This window comes from Xanthomonas hortorum, assembly GCF_011305375.1.
GTDB classification, from domain to species: domain Bacteria; phylum Pseudomonadota; class Gammaproteobacteria; order Xanthomonadales; family Xanthomonadaceae; genus Xanthomonas; species Xanthomonas hortorum_E.
The window spans coordinates 184,058-204,056 of sequence record NZ_VCME01000002.1 but is presented as its reverse complement, the minus strand read 5'-3'; the positions used below and the strand labels follow the sequence as shown (position 1 = coordinate 204,056).

The window sequence follows — 19,999 nt, the reverse complement described above, 5'->3', positions numbered from 1 at the left end:
AAAGGTGTGTGGAACTGGACCGGACCGGCATACGTACGCCGGCGAATGGCAAATGGTTTCACCCTCGCCGCCCGCGCTCACGCTGCATTGCCGCATAACGCAAAAACGCGCGCTCCGGCGGCACGCGATGCAACAATGATGACATGAACATCCAACTCAACGGCACCCAGCGCGACGTTCCCGATGACTTACTCCTGATCACCTTGCTTGAGCAGGAAGGTCTTGCACAACGACGCGTCGCGGTCGAGGTCAATGGCGAAATCGTGTCGCGCGGGCGGCATGCCACACACCGGTTGCACGCTGGCGATGTGGTGGAGATCGTGCACGCGCTGGGCGGCGGTTGATGCTGCGCGCAAGCCGGCGCAGCTGCGCGCGATCGGTGATAATTGCCCGATGACGACTACTGCCCCCACTGATGCATTGATCATCGCCGGCAAGGCCTACCGTTCGCGTCTGCTGACCGGCACCGGCAAGTTCAAGGATCTGGACGAAACCCGCCTGGCTACCGAAGCGGCCGCCGCGCAGATCGTGACCGTGGCGATCCGCCGGGTGAACATCGGCCAGGACCCGAACGCGCCCAGCCTGCTCGATGTGCTGCCGCCGGATCGCTACACATTGCTGCCCAACACGGCCGGCTGCTACACCGCCGAAGACGCGGTGCGCACCTGCCGGCTGGCGCGCGAGCTGCTGGACGGCCACAACCTGACCAAGCTGGAGGTGCTCGGCGACGAGCGCACGCTGTATCCGGACGTGGTGCAGACGCTTAAGGCTGCCGAGCAGTTGGTTGCCGATGGCTTCGACGTCATGGTCTACACGTCCGACGATCCAATCCTGGCCAAGCGCCTGGAAGAGATTGGCTGCGTGGCGGTGATGCCGCTGGCCGCGCCGATCGGCTCCGGGCTGGGCATCCAGAACAAGTACAACCTGCTGGAAATCATCGAGAACGCCAAGGTGCCGATCATTGTCGATGCCGGCGTAGGCACGGCATCGGACGCGGCGATCGCGATGGAGCTGGGCTGCGATGGCGTGTTGATGAATACCGCCATTGCCGGTGCGCGCGACCCGATCCTGATGGCGAGTGCGATGCGCAAGGCGATCGAAGCGGGACGTGAGGCGTTTCTGGCTGGGCGGATTCCGCGCAAGCGATATGCGTCGGCGTCGAGTCCGGTTGATGGTGTGATTGGATGAGTGGGTGTGCTGCGTTGACATTGCAGTCGAGGCGCAATGATTGGCAGTGCGGCGTGCCGGATGTTGCCGTTGCTAGATCGCGCGTTGCTGCGCGTGCGCCCTCACGCCGTACCCTCAACCCCAACCCCCGCTCCGCGCCCCGGCCCACGCCTGCGTCGTGGGCGCTCCTATGCACGCGCGCCCACGGCGCGCAAGCTGTGCCCCCTCGCCCCGGTGGGAGAGGGGCTTTCGTTTTACTGATGACTTAATTCATGACCGATCCGTTTACCAGTGACGGCGCCAAGATGCCGCCCAAGCCCTTCACCATCGAAGAGGGCCGCCGGCAGGTGCGCAGCTTCGTGCTGCGGCAGGGCCGCTTTACGCCTGCGCAACAGCGCGCGTTCGATGAGTTGTGGCCGCGCTTCGGTCTGGATTACGTCGGGACGCCGCGCGATTTCGATGCCGCCTTCGGCCGCGCCGCACCCAAGGTGCTGGAAATCGGTTTCGGCAACGGCGCAGCGTTGCGCTTTGCCGCGCAGCAGGATCCCGGCCGCGACTACATCGGCATCGAGGTACATGCGCCCGGCGTCGGCCGCTTGCTCAATGCCTTGCACGACGACGGCAGCAGGCATGTGCGCCTCTATCACCATGATGCGGTGGAAGTGCTCGAGCACGAAATCGCCGATGGCGCGCTGGACGAAGTGCGCATCTATTTCCCAGATCCATGGCACAAGAAGCGCCACAACAAGCGCCGCCTGATCCAACCGGCGTTTGCGCAGCTGCTCGTGCGCAAGCTGCGCGATGGCGGCCGCCTGCACGCGGCCACCGACTGGGCCGATTACGCCGAACAGATGTGGGACGTGCTCGACGCCACTCCGGGCCTGATCAATCGCGCTGGCCCGCGCGGCCACGTCGAACGCCCCGCCTGGCGCCCGCAAACCCACTTCGAAACCCGCGGCCAGAAGCTCGGTCACGGCGTGTGGGATCTGGTTTACGACCGGGAATTGGGAATCGGGAATGGGGAATCGCAACAGCAATTCCCGTCAGCTCCCGGATAAGCCGCCAGCGCACGCTCTTCCCGCTTTTCCCATTCTCCATTCCCGACTCCCCATTCCCGGACCTCAATGGACACCGCGCTGACACTGACCAACGATATGAAGCTCGTCCTCGGGCTGGTCGGTTTCACGATGGCGATGTTTTTGTTCGAGCGCATCCGCGCCGATGTGGTGGCGTTGATCGTGCTGGTGGTGTTGGGCGTGACCGGGCTGGTGGCGCCGGAAGAACTGTTCGGTGGCTTCTCCGGTAACGCAGTGATGAGCATCATCGCCACCACCATTCTCGGTGCGGGGCTCGAGCGCACCGGTGCGTTGAATCGCCTGGCGACGTGGTTGTTGCGCCGTTCGCACGGCAGCGAACAACGCTTGATGATGATGACGCTGGCCATCTCCGGCTTGAACTCGTCGTTCATGCAGAACCCGTCGGTGATGGCACTGTATCTGCCGGTCGCCTCGCGGCTGGCCGCACGCACCGGCCTCACCCTGCAACGCATGCTGCTGCCGATCGCGGCGGCCATCGTAATGGGTGGCGCGCTCACCATGGTGGGCAATTCGCCGTTGATCCTGCTCAACGATCTATTGGTCTCTGCCAACAACAACCTGCCCTCGGGCATGGCCAGCATCGAGCCGTTGACGATGTTCGCGCCGCTGCCGATCGGTGTGGCCTTGCTGATCGCCGCATTGCTGTACTTCCGCTTCTACGGCGACCGCAAGCTGATCGAAGAAGAACGCCTGATCAACGAAGGCGTCACGCCCTCGCGCACCGAGAGCTACTTCGCCAAGACCTACGGCATCGACGGCGATGTGTTCGAGCTCACCGTCAGCGCCGAAAGCCCGCTGGTCGGCATGACCCTGGGCGAGGCCGAAGCGCTGCACGACGCGCCCTTGCTGCTCGCCCTGAAGACCGGCAACGACACCCGCCTGGCACCGCCGGCCGACATGCGCATCTGGGTCGGCAGCGTGCTAGGTGCGATGGGGCCGCGCCAGGAAGTGACCGACTTTGCGCAGAACCACTTCCTGCGCATGTCCTCGCGCTTGCGCAACCTGGGCGATCTGTTCAATCCCAGCCTTGCCGGTATTTCCGAAGCGCTGATTCCGCCCAACTCGCGGCTGATCGGCAAGACCGCTGCCGAATTGCGTCTGCGCAAGCAGAGCGGCATCAGCCTGCTGGCGATCAACCGCGACAAGCAGGTGATCCGCGAGGACGTGCGCAACGTGCCGCTGCGTGGCGGCGACATGCTGGTGTTCCACAGCATCTGGCAGGACCTGGCGCAGGCGGCGGAAAGCCGCGATTTCGTGCCGGTGACCGACTTCCCCAAAGGCGAGCAGCGCCCGCACAAGTTCAAGATCGCCATGGCGATCTTCGCTTTCACCATTTTGATCGCGCTGACCTCGCGCCTGCCGGTAGCACTGACACTGATGACCGGCGTGGCCTGCATGCTGGTCAGCGGCGTGCTGCGCATGGACGAGGCCTACGCCTCCATCAACTGGAAGACCATCTTCATGATGGCCGGCCTGATCCCGCTGGGTTGGGCGATGGACAGCAGCGGCACCGCAGCCTGGGTGGCCGGCCACACCATCGACCGCCTGCCCGAAGGCGTGCCGGTGTGGGCGCTGGAAATCAGTCTGGCATTGCTGACCACTGCGTTTTCGCTGGTGATCAGCCATGTCGGCGCGACCATCGTGATGGTGCCGATCGCGGTCAATCTGGCGCTGGCGGCCAACGGCAATCCCACGGCATTCGCATTGATCGTGGCGTTGTCGGCATCCAACAATCTGATGACCGCCTCCAACCCGGTGATCTCGATGGTGGCAGGCCCGGCCAACTATCAACCGCGCGAGCTGTGGCGCGTGGGCGCGCCGCTGTCGCTGATCTACATCGTGGTAATGGTGTCGATGATCAACCTGATGTTCTGGTGGGCGGCGCGCTGAATCGGTGTAGCGGTTTTTAGCAGCACGCGAGCTGCAACGCGACCTGGCACGCAACCACCATAGATATCGCCGATACGCTGCACGCACTCGCCCGTGGCTTGCAGGCAACGTCGCTGCCGAAGGAGCCGAGCGACCTAGCCCAGGAAAACCTGCTCGCCCTCGATGCGCACCGGCACCGTCAACAACGATTGACCGCGGCATGGGCCGCTGATGCATTCGCCGCTGGTGAGCTCGAAGGCCGCGCCATGTGCGGCGCAGACCAGATGGCCTTCCTTGGTCTTGAGGAACTGGCCTGGCGCCCAATCCAGTCGACGGCCGGCATGCGGGCACACGTTCAACCACGCACGCACCTGCGCGCCTTCGCGATACAACACCAGCGATTCCGGGCCGCCATCCCACATGGCTTCGACTTCCAGAAATCCTGCATCGGGAATCTGCGCCAATTCGGCAAGCGTGGTGGGCGATGACGAAGACATGCGATCAGCCGATCGAGAACGAATGTCGATTGTGGCATGCACATGGATCGCTGCTGCACTGCACTATCGGCGGGATCAGCGCATCAGCTCACAGCGAATACCTTGTCCATCGCAGGCCGCAAGCGACGACGGGGCGAGCCTATGCGCTAGGCCGAACGTGATGGCCGCCGCAAAACCAGAGTGCATTTAACGAACTTTTCACTCAATGACATGAAACCGCAACGATACTGCCTGCCTGTTTCCTGCCCGGCAACCCACCGCCATGCCTGCACGCATCTTCCAATTCGGCAACATTCACCACCTGTTTGCACCGCGCAAACCGCGTCATCCGTTGGTGCGCGTTGCTGCGGGTCTGGCGGGTCTGGTCATTCTTGCGGTGTTGATCTTCTTCAGCGTGTTCGTCGGTGCGGCCATGATCCTGGGCGGTATCGCCTGGAAATTGTTGAGCAAGTCCAATCGACGTGCGCCGCAGCAAGCGCGCGTGGTCGAAGCCGAATACCGCGTGGTGCGCAAGCCCGCGTTGCCGTTGTCGCACTGAGCGACGCTGCGCGCATGACGCGCAGATGGTGTTGTCGTACACCGCCAAACGGCTAGACTCACGCGTCCCGTTCCCCAAGGATGCGTGCATGACCCACGATGTGATTCCCGCCGCCGATGTTCCGCGCATTCCGGTGGTTGGTGGCGGCAACTTTCCGGTGCACCGCATCTACTGTGTGGGCCGCAACTTTGCCGATCACGCGCGCGAGATGGGCGCCACCGCGCCTGCCTCGAAAGCAGAACGCGGCCAGCCGACGTTTTTCATGAAGCCTGCCGACGCGATCGTGGTCGGTCACGGCGACCACATTCCGTATCCGCCCGGCACCAAGGAACTGCACCACGAAGTGGAGCTGGTGGTGGCGCTGGGCCGCGATGCGCCGGCCGGCGAGTTGCCGGTGGATCGGGCCGAGGCCCTGATCTATGGCTATGGCGTGGGCCTGGATCTGACCCGTCGCGATCTGCAGGCAGCCGCCAAAGCCAAGGGCCTGCCGTGGGACATCGCCAAGGGCTTCGATCATTCCGCGCCGGTCAGCGAGCTGGTGCATGCCGGTGAAGTGGGCGCGCTGGACGCGTTGAATCTGTCGCTGGAGGTCAATGGTGAAGTACGCCAGCAATCGTTGCTGGATCAGATGATCTGGAATGTGCCGGAGATTCTGCATGAGCTCTCCAAGCTCTATGCATTGCGCGCGGGCGATCTGATTTTCATGGGCACGCCGGCCGGTGTCGGCCCGCTGCTGCCCGGCGATCAGTTCAGCGCCCGCCTGGAAAACGTCGCCGAGCGCCACGGCATCATCGCGGGCTGACACGCAGCCCGCTACGATCTCATTGCGGCAGTTGGTCCGCGACCGCATCTGGAGTGCGCTATGGGAATGGTCAGCGAATTCAAGCAATTCGCGATGCGTGGCAATGTCATCGACCTGGCGGTCGGTGTGGTCATCGGTGCGGCGTTCGGCAAGATCGTCACCGCGCTGGTGGAGAAGATCATCATGCCGCCGATCGGCTGGGCCATCGGCAATGTGGATTTCTCGCGGCTGGCGTGGGTGCTCAAACCGGCCGGCGTCGATGCCACCGGCAAGGAAATCCCGGCAGTGGCGATTGGCTATGGCGATTTCATCAACACCGTCGTGCAGTTCGTGATCATTGCCTTTGCGATCTTTCTGGTGGTCAAGCTGATCAACCGCCTCACCCAGCGCAAGCCGGATGCTCCCAAAGGCCCGAGCGAAGAAGTGCTGCTGCTGCGCGAGATTCGCGACTCGCTGAAGAACGACACGCTGAAGACGCCAGGCGTGCCGTAAGCGGACACATCCACTGCGCAACTTCGCGCAGGAGGATGACCTTTCGCACGCAGACGGGGGACCTCGCGCTGATAAGCTCGGGGTCCCCCTTGTCGTTGGAGCCGCCCTGCATGCGTCGTCTCGCTGTCGCCATCTCTGCCCTACTCGCTTGCGCGCCCGCGCTGGCCGCACCAACCACCATCGCCGATAGCGCGCTGCGCACCGCCGCACAGCTGCGCGAGCAGGCGTTGGCCGACAGCACCGGCTTTGCAGTGGTGGAATCGTTGACCACCGAAGTGGGCCCGCGGATTGCCGGCGGCGAAGCCGATCCGCGCGCGGTGGCCTGGGCCAAGGCCAAGTTCACCGCGCTGGGCTTCGACAAGGTGTGGACCGAGCCGGTGACGTTTCCCAAGTGGCAGCGTCGCAGCGAGCAGGCCACGGTGATCGGCGCGCATGCGCAGCCGCTGCACATCACCGCGCTGGGCGGCAGCCCGGGCGGCACCGTCGAAGGCGAGGTGGTGCGCTTCGAAAATCTCGCTGCGTTGCAGGCTGCACCGGCCGGCTCGCTCACCGGCAAGATCGCGTTCGTCGATTACCAGATGACCAAGGCGCGCGACGGCCAGGATTACCGCAATGGCGGCGCGGTGCGCAGCAAGGGCCCATCGGAGGCGATCCGCAAGGGCGCGATCGGGTTTGTGATGCGCTCGGCCGGCACCGACTCGCATCGCGTGCCGCATACCGGCATCACCCGCTTCGATGAAGGCGTGACACCGGTGCCGGCAGCGGCGTTGTCGGTACCGGATGCCAATCAGCTCGCGCGGCTCACCGCGCTGGGCAGCACGCGTCTGCGGCTGGCACTGGATTGCGGTTGGGACGGCACGGCGACCTCGTACAACGTGATCGGCGAAATCACCGGACGCAGCAAGCCGAAGGAAGTGGTGGTGATCGGCGGGCATCTGGATTCGTGGGATCTGGGCACCGGCGCGATCGACGATGGTGCAGGCGTTGCGATCACCATGGCCGCAGGCCACCTGATCAGCCAACTCAAGCAGGCGCCCAAGCGCACGATTCGGGTGGTGGCCTTCGCCAACGAGGAGCAAGGCCTGTATGGCGGCAAGGCGTACGCGGCCGCACACGGCAAGGATGCCAAGGACATGGCGCTGCATCAGATCGGCGCGGAGAGCGACTTCGGCGCCGGGCGCATTTATGCGTTCAACACCGGCTCGGCGGCACCGGAAGAATCACGTGCGGCGACCAAGCAGATTGCCGAGGTACTCGCACCGTTGGGCATCGCGTATGAGCCGAGCAAGGGCGGCCCGGGCCCTGATGTCGGCCCGATCTCGGCCAAGGGTGGCGCGTGGGCATGGCTGGCGCAGGACGGCACCGACTACTTCGATCTGCATCACACCGCCGACGACACCCTGGACAAGATCGACCCGAAGGCGCTCGCGCAAAACGCGGCTGCCTACACGGTGTTTGCGTATCTGGCGGCCGAAGCGGATGGCGATTTCGGCAGTCGTGCGAAGGTCGTGCAACCGCCGAGCGAGTAAGCGCGGCTCAAAACGGCCGCACGCGGACGTCGGTTGAGCACTGGCGGCACAGGTGACGCACACGGTGTGCGTTATCGGTGCCGATCCCGAACATCGACAGCGCCGCTTACCAGCAGCGAAGCCAATCTCAGTCGCTGCAGGCTTCAAGTGCACCACCTGCCCTTTCGCTTCCACTCCAGGACGAGCACACACAATGGCGGCCAAGCGGCAACGCAGTGCGAATACTGCAGCGACTCTGCTGGATGTCGCCAAACACGCCGGCGTCTCGCCGATGACCGCCTCGCGAGTCATCAACCGGCACCCGCATGTCGGTGAAGACATGCGCGTGCGCGTGGAAGCCTCAGTGCAGGCATTGGGCTACCGGCCCAACCTGGCCGGCCGCTCGTTACGCACCAGCGGTCTGTTGCGCATCGGTGTGCTGTACAGCAATCCCAGCGCCGCCTATCTCAATCAGTTCATGCTCGGCTTGCTCGAACAGAGCAGCCTCAATGGCAGCCAGGTGCTGGTGGAAAAATGCGGCGCCATCCGCAGCCAACGTGCCGCGACCGAGCGCTTGCTCGCCGCAGGCGTGGACGGAGTGATCCTGCCGCCACCGTTATGCGATTCGCGCCAGACCATCGCCGAACTCGATGCACGCGGCATCCCGGTCGTGGCGGTGGCCAGCGGCGCGCCGATGGCGCAAATCAGCTCGGTGCGCATCGACGATTATCAGGCCGCGCGCGCCATCGTAGATCATCTGATCGAACTGGGCCATCGCCGCATCGCCTTGATCAAGGGCGACCCCAAGCACACCCCGAGCGCGTTACGCGCCAATGGCTATCTCGACAGCTTGCAGGCCGCAGGTTTGACCGTCGCAGACGCGTTGGTCGCCGAAGGATTATTCACCTATCGCTCCGGCCTGCTCGCCGCACGCAGCCTGCTCGCACAAGCGCAACCGCCCACCGCCATTTTCTGCAGCAACGACGATATGGCCGCAGCGGCCGTTGCGGTGGCACACGGCCTGGGCTTGCGCGTGCCCGAGGACGTGTCGGTCGCAGGCTTCGACGACACCCCGGTTGCCACCACCATCTGGCCCGAGCTCACCACCGTGCATCAACCGGTCACCGCGATGGGACGCGCCGCAGTGTCGCTGTTGGCCGATGCAATCCGTCAGCGACGCAAGGGCGATACCGCACCGGGCGTGCATCAGGTGATGAAGTACACCGTGGTCAAGCGCGGATCCACCGCGGGGCCGCCGACACGGTAACCGCTACATCGATCCGTAGCGTGTAACCCCCTGTGCCATCACGCACAAAAAACGGCCGCATCGCTTCCCGACGATGCAGCCGAATGGGAGGGTGCCCGACGTTTCCATCGGGCGTACTGCAGCGCCGCATTCAACGGCGACGGGAAGAAAGCGCAATGACCGCTTGGAGGGTGGACAACAAGCAAACATGTGCGACACAGCGCGTGGATGCGCCGTGTCGCACATCGGTGCAAGCGAATCAGAAGCGCAGACGCAAACCCGCGTAGTAACGACGCTCGAAGATGTTCTGGTCGTAGTAGTGATTGGTCCACTGCGCGTAACGGCGTTCGCTTTCGCCGGTGAGGTTTGTGGCCTGTGCGTACAGCGTCAGGTGGTCGTTGACGTCGTAGCTCAAGGACGCATCGAGATAGCCCACATCGTCGTTCCAGATCGCCAGCTCATCGCCCCAGGCCCCGCTGTTGACCTGGCTGAAGCGCTTGCTGCGCCAGTTGTAGGCCACGCGCGTCTGCAGCTTGTCCTTCTGGTACCACAGCACCGCATTGGCCTGATGCTTGGAGTTGTCGCCGATCGGCAGCGTGTTGCCGTCGATATCGGTGTTGTCGGTGTCGGCATCGGAGAAGGTGTAATTGATGTTGGTGCCGAAGCCGCTGAGCCAGCCGGGCAGGAAATCGAATGCCTGCTGGTAGCCGATTTCGAAACCCTTGATCTTGCCGCCGCCGCCGTTGACGATGCGCTCGACCGTGCCGCCCTGACGCACCACACCATCGGCATCGGGCAGCAATTCGATATTGGTCACGGTGGTGGGAAACGACTTCACATCGATCAGGAACGCGCCCACGCTGATCAACGAGGCATCGGCGAAATACCATTCCCACGAGGCGTTGTAGTTGGTGGCGCGGTACGGATCGAGATCCGGATTGCCGGAGCGGCCGTTGAGGAACAGCACTGCATCCGAGGGCAACGATGGATTACGCGGCGGTGTGCCGTTGACCGCATAGAAGCTCACCAGGCCGCGACCGAGATCGGGCAGATCCTGGCGCGCCACCGCCTTGTTGTAGGCAAAGCGCAGCTTCTGCGCGTCGGTGATATCCAGCGAGAGGTTGGCGGTAGGCAGCACATCGGTGTATTGGCGATTCAGACGATTGGTACCGATCGCCGGGCTGACACCGTTCCATTCGACATTACCGATAAACACATTGCCGCTGCTCAGATACTGATCGATCGCCAGCTTGGTCTGCACGATGCGGGCGCCGATGTTCGCCGTCCACGGCACCGCACTGCCGGTGCCGCCTTCCAGATTCGCCAAAAAGTATGCCGCGGTGCTCTTTTCGGTGACCTTGTACGAATCGGCAGCCTGCTGGTAGGCCACATTGCCCGGGTACAGGCTGTTGAGATAGCCCACCGGGTCCTTCATGACCTGCGGGTTGATCGCCGGCAGGCCCTGGCTGCCCAGTCCGGTGACCTTGAGCGGATCGAAGTCATTGAAGTACGCCCAGTAACCGGGGATCGAATTGAACGGCAGCAGGCGCGCCTCGGAGACACCGCTGCAGGTATCCACGATCAGCGGATCCTTGAAGTAATACAGCGAGCGGTTCGGGTCTGCGCAGCTGCTCGACACCGGCGACAGGTAGCGATAGGTATCCAGCTTGACCTCGCGCTCGCCGTAACGGATGCCGAACTGGAAGCCGCGCACCACGCCCTCATCGAACTCGAAGGTGCCATCGGCGCGGAACGCGTCCATCGTCGCTTCGATCTTGTTGCCCTGCGCCCAGGTCGACATCAGCTGCCAGTTGTCCGGGTTGGACACATCGGTGCCGAGGTTGACCGCCGGATAGGTGCCACGGAAATCCACCGAGGCATCCACCGTTGGCAAGCCATTGGCGTTTGCCCATTGCGTCACGCCACCGGCGCGGGTGATCTGGTCGCCGCGCGTCACTACGGCGTCGGCACGCGCTTCGTCGTAGGTGCGCTCGGCATCGCCGTGCACCCAACGGAACGAGGCGCGAAACGGGCCGCCATCGTCGAAGCGGAGTTCCAGATTGGTGTTCAACGCATTCGAATCGGCCACACCGGCCATGGAATGCGCTTGAAAGCGGTTGTAGCGGAACTGGCCATATTCGAGCACGCCATTGGAATCGACCACCGACCCCGGCTGCAATTGGTTGGTGGCCCAGCCGGTATGCAGCTGCGCAGCCACCGAGGTGTCCTGGTCTTCGAGCTTGGTGTAGGCCGCATCGGCCAGCACCGTCCATGACTCGTTGATGTTGAACTGGAACGAGCCGTTGACGCCGGTGCGCTGGCGATCGGTGCTGCGGTTATCCAGTTCGGTGGCCACCCAGTTGTAGAAATAATCGCGCGGCAGATTGCTCGGGTCGGTATTGCTGCCGATGCGTCCATCGCCGTTGAAGTCGAAGCCCACATTCTGCTCGGTGGACTTCTGCGCACCGTTGGAATACACGCTGGGGTGCTTGTTCTCCAGCGTGGCATCGGAGTACGACACCGCCAGCAACGCCCCCCAACGCTCGGTGCGGAAGCTGGCCAGGCCCGAGTACAGCTCGTTGAGTTCCTGCACGCGATCGCCGTAGGAGCCTTCGGCCTGGCCGCTGAAGGTCCAGCCTTCCGGCAGATCGAACGGGCGGCGCGTCTTCAGCGACACGGTCCCGCTGATGCCGCCATCCAGATCGGCGGCGGTGGGCGACTTGATCACGTCCACGCCACTGAACAAGGTCGGCGGAATGTCCACGAAGTCCGGCTGCGCGCGGCCGATGTTCGGCTGCCCGTATTGGTCGCCGCCACCGGCGCTCAGGTACAACTCGCCGTTCATGGTGGTCTGCACCTGCGGCATGCCACGGATGTTGAGCTGCGAGCCCTCGCCGGCCGAGCGCCGGATCTGCACACCGGGCACGCGCTGCAGCGAATCGGTGATGGTGACGTCGGGTAACTTGCCGATGTCTTCGGCAGAGATCGAATCGATGATCTGCGCGGCGGTACGCTTGTTCTCAATGGCCTCGGCCTGCGCGCCGCGCACGCCCTTGACCATGACCTTGTCCAGTTCGGTGACGCCAGGAGTGGTGCTGGCGTCCTGCGCGTTGACGCTGCCGGCAAGCAAGGTGAGCGCCGCCGCGAGTGCGGCAGCCAATGGGGTGTGACGGGTGTTCGCATGCAGCTTGTTCATGGTCCCCTCCCAGGGATGACGACAATCCACGACCGTTTCGAATGGCATTGCAGGCACGGCAATGCGGTATTGGCTGACGTGCGATCGGCACGTCAGTACGAGCGCCGTGCAAGGCACGGCGCGGCAACTTGCTGGCGCCGCTACGGAAGCCCGTTGGCAGCACCTGTTGATGGTTCGACATTCCAGCCACGCACTTGCAACGTGGCGTTGCGCAAGCTCGCCGCAGACGGACCGCGAATCTCCACCTCGCGCTGCTCGCCTGGCACCAGACTCAGATAGTTGTCGCTGTAATACGCCGGCAGGATGCGCTGGCCTTGCGCATCCACCAGGGTCAGCTTGGTGTTGAGCGCAACCTGCTGCGATGCATTGCGCACCGTGGCGCGCAGCACCGGTTCCCCACCGTCCTGCAACTGCGTGCTGAGCTGCACCGGCACTGCCGCCAGCGCATCCAGGCCGCGCATGGCAACCGCATCGCGCGCCACCCAATAGAAATTACGCGAACGCACGACGGCGTCGCGGTCGAGCAATTGCAAGCGCACAAAGCCAAGCCCATTGGTGTCCTTGAGCAATGGCGCCAATTGCAGCACCGGTGCCGACACCGCAACCGCCGCTGCATCAACAGCTTGCTCGCGCTGTTGCAGCAGCTTGCCATCGGCATCGTAGATATCCGCACGCACACGCAAGCCGCTGACCGGCTCGGCCGCGTTGTTGACCACCACCACCTCGTGGCCGGGCAGGTTCATCTGTACATGCAGCATCTCCGCTGCGTTGCGCACACCGTAGTAAGCGGCATGCGTATCGTAGTCATGGCTGTAGATCTGCCACATGTTGCTGGGCCAGGCGGGATGGCTCATCCATAGCAAGCGCCCGCTGTTCTTGCTCCACAGCTGCGCGTTGAAACCCTCGAAGATCGCGCGGTGGGTGTCGTAATTGAGCAGCTGCGCCTTGCGCTCGAAATCAGCCAGGCTGGTCGGCGCGCCGAGCTTGTCGGTGAGCGTGCGCATGAAGCTGCCGGTGTCGCCGTTACCGGACTGGTGCCAGTCGTGATACGCCCATGCATCGCCGATCGGCCACTGATCCTGCACCGCAGGTACCGACGCCTTGAACGATTCCAGCGTGGAAAACGAAGGCGTGCCCACTTCCACCGAAAACCCCTGCGCCAGCTTGTTGAAGTACGCCACCGGCTCGCGATAGTTGTATGGCCCGCTGACCTGCAGATTGATCTCGTTGGAACTGCCTGTGTACCAGCGTGTGCCATCGAGTTCGGCAACCAGTGTGTCCAGGCCTTCATTGAGGATGGGGGCCGGCACGCCTTCGTTACGCCCGAACCACAGCACGATGGAAGGATGATTGCGGAAGCGCTTGATCACCTCGGCGGCGTTGTCCAGAAACAGCGCCGCGTCGGCCGGCTCCAGGTTGTAGTTCTGGGTGGACTGCCAGAAGTCGTTGAACACCAACATGCCGTATTCGTCGGCCAGCTCGAAGAAGCTGGCTTCGGTGTTCTGCCCCACCCAGTTACGCACCACATTGAAATGCGCATCGCGCTGCAGACGGAAGTACGGCTCCAGCCGTTCGCGCGAGACCCGCTTGCGCCAATCGTCCATGCCCCAGTTGCCACCCTTCACCGCAATGCGCACACCATTGATGCGCAGTGCCAGATGCGGGGCCAGACTGGTGTCGTCGAGTTGCTGCACGGCGGGCGAAGACAACGCGCCGGGATATAGCGACTGTGCATTGCCACCGGGCACCGGCCGGATCGCGCCATGGCGAACATCGATGATGCGCTCGCCGCGTTGCCGCGCCTGATTGAGATCCACCAGCACCCGGCGTAGCGCGCCATCGTTGTCGAACAACGATAGTTCGTAGGCCACCTGACGAATGCCAAAGCGCAGCTGCTGCGCGTCCGAGCGCGTGCCGGCGATATCGAAACCGACCTGCAAGGTATACAGCGCAGGCTCGCCATAGCCGTTGGGCCACCACAGGCGCGGATTGGCGATGATCAACTGCGGCGTATCGGCAGCGGTGAGCTTGAGCGTGCTGCCACCGGCCGGCACAGTGACCTCGCGCTGGATGCGCACATCGCCGAAGGCCAGCTGCAGGGTGCCCTGCACTGCTGCGTTGCTGTCGTTGCGCAGTGGCACGCTGACCTCGAGTTCCGCGCGGTGGTGATCCGGTGCCAGCCGCGCGGTGACCACCTGCGTATCACCGAGCGCCACGGGACCTGTTGCATGCAACTGCACGTCTTGCCACAGACCGGCATTGCGATCGCGCACCGCCGGAATCCAGTCCCAGCCTTCGCTGGCGATAAAGGTCGGCCCGTCCAGCGCCTGCATACCGCCATTTTCGCCGACGCCCGCTGTCATCGATTGTTCGTGTGCGATGCCCGGGTGCGGCGGCGGCGACACGCGCACTGCGATGACATTCCTGCCCGGCTTGAGCTGCTTGCTGACATCGAAACGACCGCGTGCGAATGCACCCCGGGTGCGCCCGACCTGGGTGCCGTTGACCCAGACTTCGCCGGCATAGTTGATGCCGTTGAACAGCAGTTCCAGTCGCTTGCCTTGCAGTGCCGCAGGCACATCGAAACTGCTGCGGTACCACCAATCCTGCCGGCTCAACGATTCGGGAATCGCCATGTTGTTGAGGCCGATATCCGGATCCGGATACACACCGCGATCCACCAGCGTGGTGAGCACCGTACCCGGCACGGTCGCGGCGCGCCACGTGGTCTTGCCCGCTGCGTAATCGCTGCGCGACAACGTTGCACCGGTGGCTTGACCGAGGTCCGGTGCTGCAGCAAGTTGCCATGCACCCACCCGCCATGACGCGGCATCCAGGGGCTGCAGCGCCTGTGCGTCCGGCACCGGCTTGGCAACCGGCGTCGAGAAGGCCGCCGCGCTGCGTGGCAAGGTCGCCGCGGGCTGCGGCGCAAGCTGCCCGGCCATCTGCTTGACCTGCACACGCCAGCCAGGCGACGCATCTTCAAAGCGCTGCAACGCAGGATCCGGCGCCTGCCTTGCAAGCCGCGCGATGGCTGCCTCATCCAGTGCACCCGCCTGCGCGGTAAAGCCCGCGATCTCCCCACCGAAGTGGTGTGTATACGCAGCCGGTTGCTGACGCGGGCCGAATACCAATGTTGGCGCAACCGCGAGCTGCTGCACCTTGCCGCTGGCAACCTCACGGCCATTTGCATACAGCGTCAGACGCGTGCCTTGTGCAACTGCGGCGACGTATGTCCACGTCCCTGCGCGCAGCGCCTGCTTGCTGCGCAGCACGTTGTCGCCACCCTGCACGAAACCGAGCTTGCCGTCGTCGACAACAAAATAGCGGCCAGTGCCTTGCGGATCGCCCACACCGGCGATCAACGCAGGGCCTGTCGTTGCGCTGGATAGGCGCACCCAACCGGACACGCTCCAATCGGCGTTGGCGGCAAGCAACGGCGTATCGGCGGCGAGCTTCTTGGTCAGCCCCACCCCGCCCGCGAGCACGCGCACATCGTAAGGACCAGGCGGATCATCGGCAGCCGCAGCCTCCACTGCAGTCCAACCGATGCAACCACACAACAACCACAGCGCTCCACGGCGGAACGCCTTGCGAAACATCAGCATTAGAGGCCTCTCCCAAGCTCTACTGCCAAGCAACGGTGCACATCGCCGGACGCAACCAACAAGACGAGTCGCAACTGTCTTGTCGCTTTGCTTTCGAGTGATGCCGCCCGTGGCTGCCGCCCCTGTTTCAGCGGCCATGGTGCGAGGTAACGTTACCCCAGGTAGATACCGACAACAACCTTTCTGCGTTAGGGTTGGCGCTCCCAGGAGGAGGGACTCATGCGAAACCTGATCCAGTCCGCATTACCGGCGGCATGCGCGTTGCTGTGCGTAATCGCGCTGCCTGCAGCTGCGCAGCGTTTGCAGGTGCAATCGCCCGACGCACGTACGCAAGTGGAATTCACCTTACGCGAGGGCGGCATTCCAACCTATCGCGTGCTGTATCGCAACAAAGTGGTGCTCGACGATGCACCGCTTGGGCTGGATCTGGGCAGGGCCAATAAGCTCGGCCGCGATATGACGCTGCAAAGCAGCACCACCGAAACGCATGACAGCCAGTTCGCCCTGAGCGTGGGCAAGACGCGCCAGGTGCGTGATCACTATCGCCAATTGCGCGTGCAGTTGTCCGATGCGCAACAGCGACGACTCACCATCGAGTTGCGCACCTACGACGATGGTGTAGCACTGCGTTACGTGCTGCCCGACGCCGGTGAGGTGCGTATTCGCAATGAGCTCACCAGCTTTGCATTTCCGCGCGATTACGCTTGCTGGACCTTGAATCTCGGTCGCTTCGGCACCAGCCACGAGGGCGAATACGATGCGATCGCCGCCTCGAAGTTGCGCCCGCACAATCTGCTTGAACTGCCGCTGGTGTGTCAGACCGATGCGAGCGGCACCACGCTGGCGATTGCCGAGGCCAACCTGCGCGACTACGCCGGCCTGTATCTCACCGGCCGCGAGGATGGTGGGCTGGGTGTGTCGGCCAAATTATCGCCACGCCTGGACGACCCCAAGCTGGCGGTCGACTTCGATGCCAAAGGCCACGATTTCGCCACGCCATGGCGGGTGATCATGCTCGGCGACAGCCCGGCAAGCCTGATCGAATCCAACCTGATTTCCACACTCAATCCGCCCCCTGCCTTCGATGCCAGCTGGGTGCATGCAGGCAAATCGGCGTGGGATTGGTGGTCGGGCAGCCTTGCCAGCGGTGTGGCGCACCCGGGCATGAATACCGCCACGATTCAGCGCTATATCGATCACGCGCAGCAATTGAAACTGCAATACATGCTGATCGACGACGGTTGGTATTTCGGCAGCACCGGCGATGGACAGTACAACGTCGACGCCGATATCCGCAGGCCGGTGGAGCAACTCGACCTGCCCAGCCTGGTGGCCTACGCACGGCAGCGCGATGTCGGGCTGTGGCTGTGGGCGCACTGGCGCGCGCTCGATGCGCATATGGACGAAGCGCTTGCGTGGTATCAACAGCTCGGCATCAAGGGCATCAAGGTCGACTTCATGGACCGCGACGATCAGCAGATGGTGGATTTCTATCACCGCCTGCTCGCCAAGGCCGCCAAGCACAAATTGCTGGTGGATCTGCATGGCGCCTATCACCCCACCGGCTTGAACCGCACCTATCCCAACTACCTTACGCAGGAAGGCGTGCTCGGCGCCGAATACAACAAGTGGACCACGCGCATCACCGCCACGCATAACCTCACGTTGCCGTTTACACGCATGTTGCTCGGGCCAATGGACTACACACCCGGCGGCTTCCGCAATGTGCGCCCGGCAGACTTCAAGGCGCAGCACATCGCGCCGCAAGTGATGACCACGCGCGCGCAGCAGCTGGCGATGTATGTGGTCTACGAAAGCCCGTTCGCGGTGGTGGCCGATAGCCCGGAGCAATACGAAAACGTGCCGGCAGCGCAGTTTCTGCGCGATGTGCCGGCAAGCTGGGACGAGACGCGGGCATTGGACGGTGCCATCGGCGAACACATCGCACTGGCGCGGCGCAGCGGCAAGGACTGGTATGTGGGCGCGATGACCAACGAGCAGGCACGCACGCTGACCTTGCCGTTATCGTTTCTGGGCAAGGGCACCTGGACCGCGACCATCTACGCCGATGGCGAGGCGCCGACAGAAGTGCGTATCGACACGCGCAAGCTCACACGTAACGACACGTTGCAGCTTGCGCTGGCTGCAAGCGGCGGCGCTGCAGTGAGGCTGCAAAAAAAGTAAGAACAGCCATGCTTATGGCGGAGTGACCGTGCACACCTTTGCGCAGTGGCAATACGCCGTACGCAAGGGTGTGCATGACCATCGACATGGCATCCGCTTAGCGCATTGCGCTTGGCGTGTGCCTGATGTCACGCAATGCGTGTTTGCCGATATATTCCCTTTTTAGACAGTTAGGATGCGCACGCCTTCAACGCAGGCATGCGCCACCGAACGAACCTCGGGACGCAACTGCGTACCGAGAGCACTGTGCTGCATGGTGCGCCACGTGCAGGCAGTTTCGTTCTGGCGTCAGGGGAAACACACATGACCTTCCGTTCCAATCGGCCGATAGCGATCGGCCGCGCCGTTGCTGCGCTCTGCGTTTGTGCATTGGCTCCCGCCACTCACGCCACCGCGTTGCTGCCACCATCGATTTCGGCAACCAGCAATCGCAGCATCGACACACTGATGCCACCGCTACTGCGGACGCCTGCCACGGCAAGCGTCGCACCCGTCCAGCGCGATGCGCTGCGCGCCTCGCTGTCGGTGTCGCGCGCATTTCCACAGGTCACGCGCGAGTTCAAAACTTTTCTGGATACGCAGGCGCAGCTCAGTTACGCCACGCGTGGCGCAACTGCCAAGGTCACCGACCCCACCGCATTCGCCGAAATGCAGCGCTATGTCTTCAATCGCTACAACGGTTTGACGGTACTGCGCAGCGTGCAACAGGACGGCAAGATCTTCGACTGCATTCCGCGCGAACAGCAGCCGGCACTGCGCGATGGCAGCACGCCAGCAATGCCACCAACGATCTCAAGCAACACGGGTACGGTGACGCCGATCGATGCGGCGCAACGCTGCGATACCGGCAGCGTACCGCTCGAACGCATCGGCCTGGCCGAGATGAGCAAGCATGCGGACCTGCGCAGCTTTCTGCGTGGCACCACTCCCAGTGTGATAGCGCCCAGGCAGGCTGACGCAGTGCCGGCGGCGCAGGATGCGGCATCGGTGGTGCATTACTACTCCACCATCTATCTGGACACCGCCGGCTCGCCGGTGACCGGCGCCGGTGCCGATCTCAACACCTGGGTGCCGACAGTCACCGCCAACGATGCGCAATCGATCAGCCAGATCTGGTTGGGCGGTTACACCCGCCAAGGCGTGATCCAGACGCTGGAAGCCGGTTGGCAGACCCAGCCCGGCGCCGGTTGGGGCACGCGGCCGATCCTGTTTATCTACTCCACGCAAGATGGCTACGTCACCACCGGTTGCCACAACCTGGATTGCGCCGACTTCGTGCAGACCAGCACTGCCAACGTGCTCGGCGCTGCACCAGCGGGCGGCTTCAGCACCGCAGGCGGCGCACAGGCGATGTTGCATGTGGAGTTCCAGCGTAACGCTGATGGCTACTGGTGGTTCGGCTTGAATGGCGAATGGATCGGCTACTACAAGGCAGAACTTTACGCAGGCGATATCGCCGAGGGCAGCGCGAACATCTTCATCTCTGCGGGTGGCGAAATTTCCACCTGGGATGGTCGTCCCAGCGCACCGATGGGCAGCGGCCGGTTTGCGAACGCCGGCTATCGCCAGGCCGCATTTCAGGCCAACCATTTTTATCGCGATGCGGCGATGGCCGCGCATCCCGCGCAACGCCTGTCGAGCTTGAATGTGGCGCAGCCGTCCTGCTACACGCTGGCGATGGCCGGTTACACCTACCCGTATGCCTTGGGTGCAGGCGTCACCCGCACCACGTTGTCGCCGGAAATGCAGAACGGCGGCTTCTACTTCGGCGGGCCGGGCTGCGCACGCTGAGTGA

Annotated in this window: 14 protein-coding genes; 11 read left to right on the top strand and 3 right to left on the bottom strand. The window is 63.6% G+C overall.

Annotated elements, in window-relative coordinates; translation table 11 throughout:
- The first annotated feature begins 143 nt into the window (after positions 1–143).
- The 4 genes from thiS to FFY45_RS02380 all read left to right on the top strand — a co-directional run bounded on the left by thiS (position 144) and on the right by FFY45_RS02380 (position 4,154).
- On the top strand, positions 144–344 hold the full coding sequence (gene thiS / locus FFY45_RS02395; protein WP_176339287.1) for a sulfur carrier protein ThiS: 201 nt from the start codon (positions 144–146) through the stop codon (positions 342–344).
- A 49-nt stretch (positions 345–393) separates the two neighbouring features.
- The gene (locus FFY45_RS02390) at positions 394–1,188 is read left to right on the top strand and encodes a thiazole synthase (protein ID WP_176339285.1); all 795 of its coding nucleotides are present in this window, start codon (positions 394–396) and stop codon (positions 1,186–1,188) included.
- A gap of 251 nt (positions 1,189–1,439) precedes the next feature.
- Positions 1,440–2,225: a tRNA (guanosine(46)-N7)-methyltransferase TrmB gene (gene trmB, locus FFY45_RS02385; protein WP_176339283.1), complete on the top strand. Its 786-nt coding sequence runs from the start codon at positions 1,440–1,442 to the stop codon at positions 2,223–2,225.
- Between the two features lie 66 nt (positions 2,226–2,291).
- Positions 2,292–4,154 (top strand): SLC13 family permease, encoded by a 1,863-nt coding sequence (locus tag FFY45_RS02380; protein ID WP_023904931.1) that lies wholly within the window; start codon positions 2,292–2,294, stop codon positions 4,152–4,154.
- Between the two features lie 134 nt (positions 4,155–4,288).
- Here FFY45_RS02380 and FFY45_RS02375 read toward each other — a convergent pair whose 3' ends face one another.
- Positions 4,289–4,630 carry a Rieske (2Fe-2S) protein gene (locus FFY45_RS02375; RefSeq protein WP_176339281.1) on the bottom strand — a complete coding sequence of 114 codons (342 nt, stop codon included), beginning with the start codon at positions 4,628–4,630 and terminating at the stop codon, positions 4,289–4,291.
- Between the two features lie 262 nt (positions 4,631–4,892).
- Between FFY45_RS02375 and FFY45_RS02370 the strand changes: the two genes are divergently transcribed.
- The 5 genes from FFY45_RS02370 (at position 4,893) to FFY45_RS02350 (ending at position 9,237) form a co-directional block, all read left to right on the top strand.
- A complete protein-coding gene (locus tag FFY45_RS02370; protein WP_006448453.1) occupies positions 4,893–5,168 on the top strand; it encodes a hypothetical protein in 276 nt (91 codons plus the stop codon).
- Positions 5,169–5,256: 88 nt separating this feature from the next.
- Entirely contained in the window at positions 5,257–5,970 is a 714-nt protein-coding gene (locus tag FFY45_RS02365; RefSeq protein WP_176339279.1) for a fumarylacetoacetate hydrolase family protein, read from the top strand.
- Between the two features lie 60 nt (positions 5,971–6,030).
- Entirely contained in the window at positions 6,031–6,462 is a 432-nt protein-coding gene (mscL, locus tag FFY45_RS02360; protein WP_104591819.1) for a large-conductance mechanosensitive channel protein MscL, read from the top strand.
- 110 nt (positions 6,463–6,572) lie between these two features.
- Complete coding sequence (locus tag FFY45_RS02355) at positions 6,573–7,991, top strand: M20/M25/M40 family metallo-hydrolase (RefSeq protein WP_176339277.1); 1,419 nt, start codon at positions 6,573–6,575, stop codon at positions 7,989–7,991.
- Between the two features lie 193 nt (positions 7,992–8,184).
- The gene (locus FFY45_RS02350) at positions 8,185–9,237 is read left to right on the top strand and encodes a LacI family DNA-binding transcriptional regulator (protein WP_176339275.1); all 1,053 of its coding nucleotides are present in this window, start codon (positions 8,185–8,187) and stop codon (positions 9,235–9,237) included.
- A 238-nt stretch (positions 9,238–9,475) separates the two neighbouring features.
- Here FFY45_RS02350 and FFY45_RS02345 read toward each other — a convergent pair whose 3' ends face one another.
- Together FFY45_RS02345 and FFY45_RS02340 are read right to left on the bottom strand one after the other, a co-directional pair.
- Positions 9,476–12,412, bottom strand: a complete 2,937-nt coding sequence (locus tag FFY45_RS02345; protein WP_176339273.1) for a TonB-dependent receptor — start codon at positions 12,410–12,412, stop codon at positions 9,476–9,478.
- Between the two features lie 140 nt (positions 12,413–12,552).
- The gene (locus tag FFY45_RS02340) at positions 12,553–16,020 is read right to left on the bottom strand and encodes a glycosyl hydrolase 2 galactose-binding domain-containing protein (protein WP_176339271.1); all 3,468 of its coding nucleotides are present in this window, start codon (positions 16,018–16,020) and stop codon (positions 12,553–12,555) included.
- Positions 16,021–16,239: 219 nt separating this feature from the next.
- On the opposite strand from FFY45_RS02340, the gene FFY45_RS02335 reads away from it, so the two are divergent.
- Positions 16,240–18,204, top strand: coding sequence for a glycoside hydrolase family 97 protein (locus tag FFY45_RS02335; RefSeq protein ID WP_176339269.1), 1,965 nt, complete (start codon positions 16,240–16,242; stop codon positions 18,202–18,204).
- Positions 18,205–18,507: 303 nt separating this feature from the next.
- Positions 18,508–19,995, top strand: coding sequence for a neprosin family prolyl endopeptidase (locus FFY45_RS02330; RefSeq protein WP_176339266.1), 1,488 nt, complete (start codon positions 18,508–18,510; stop codon positions 19,993–19,995).
- Positions 19,996–19,999: the final 4 nt, after the last annotated feature.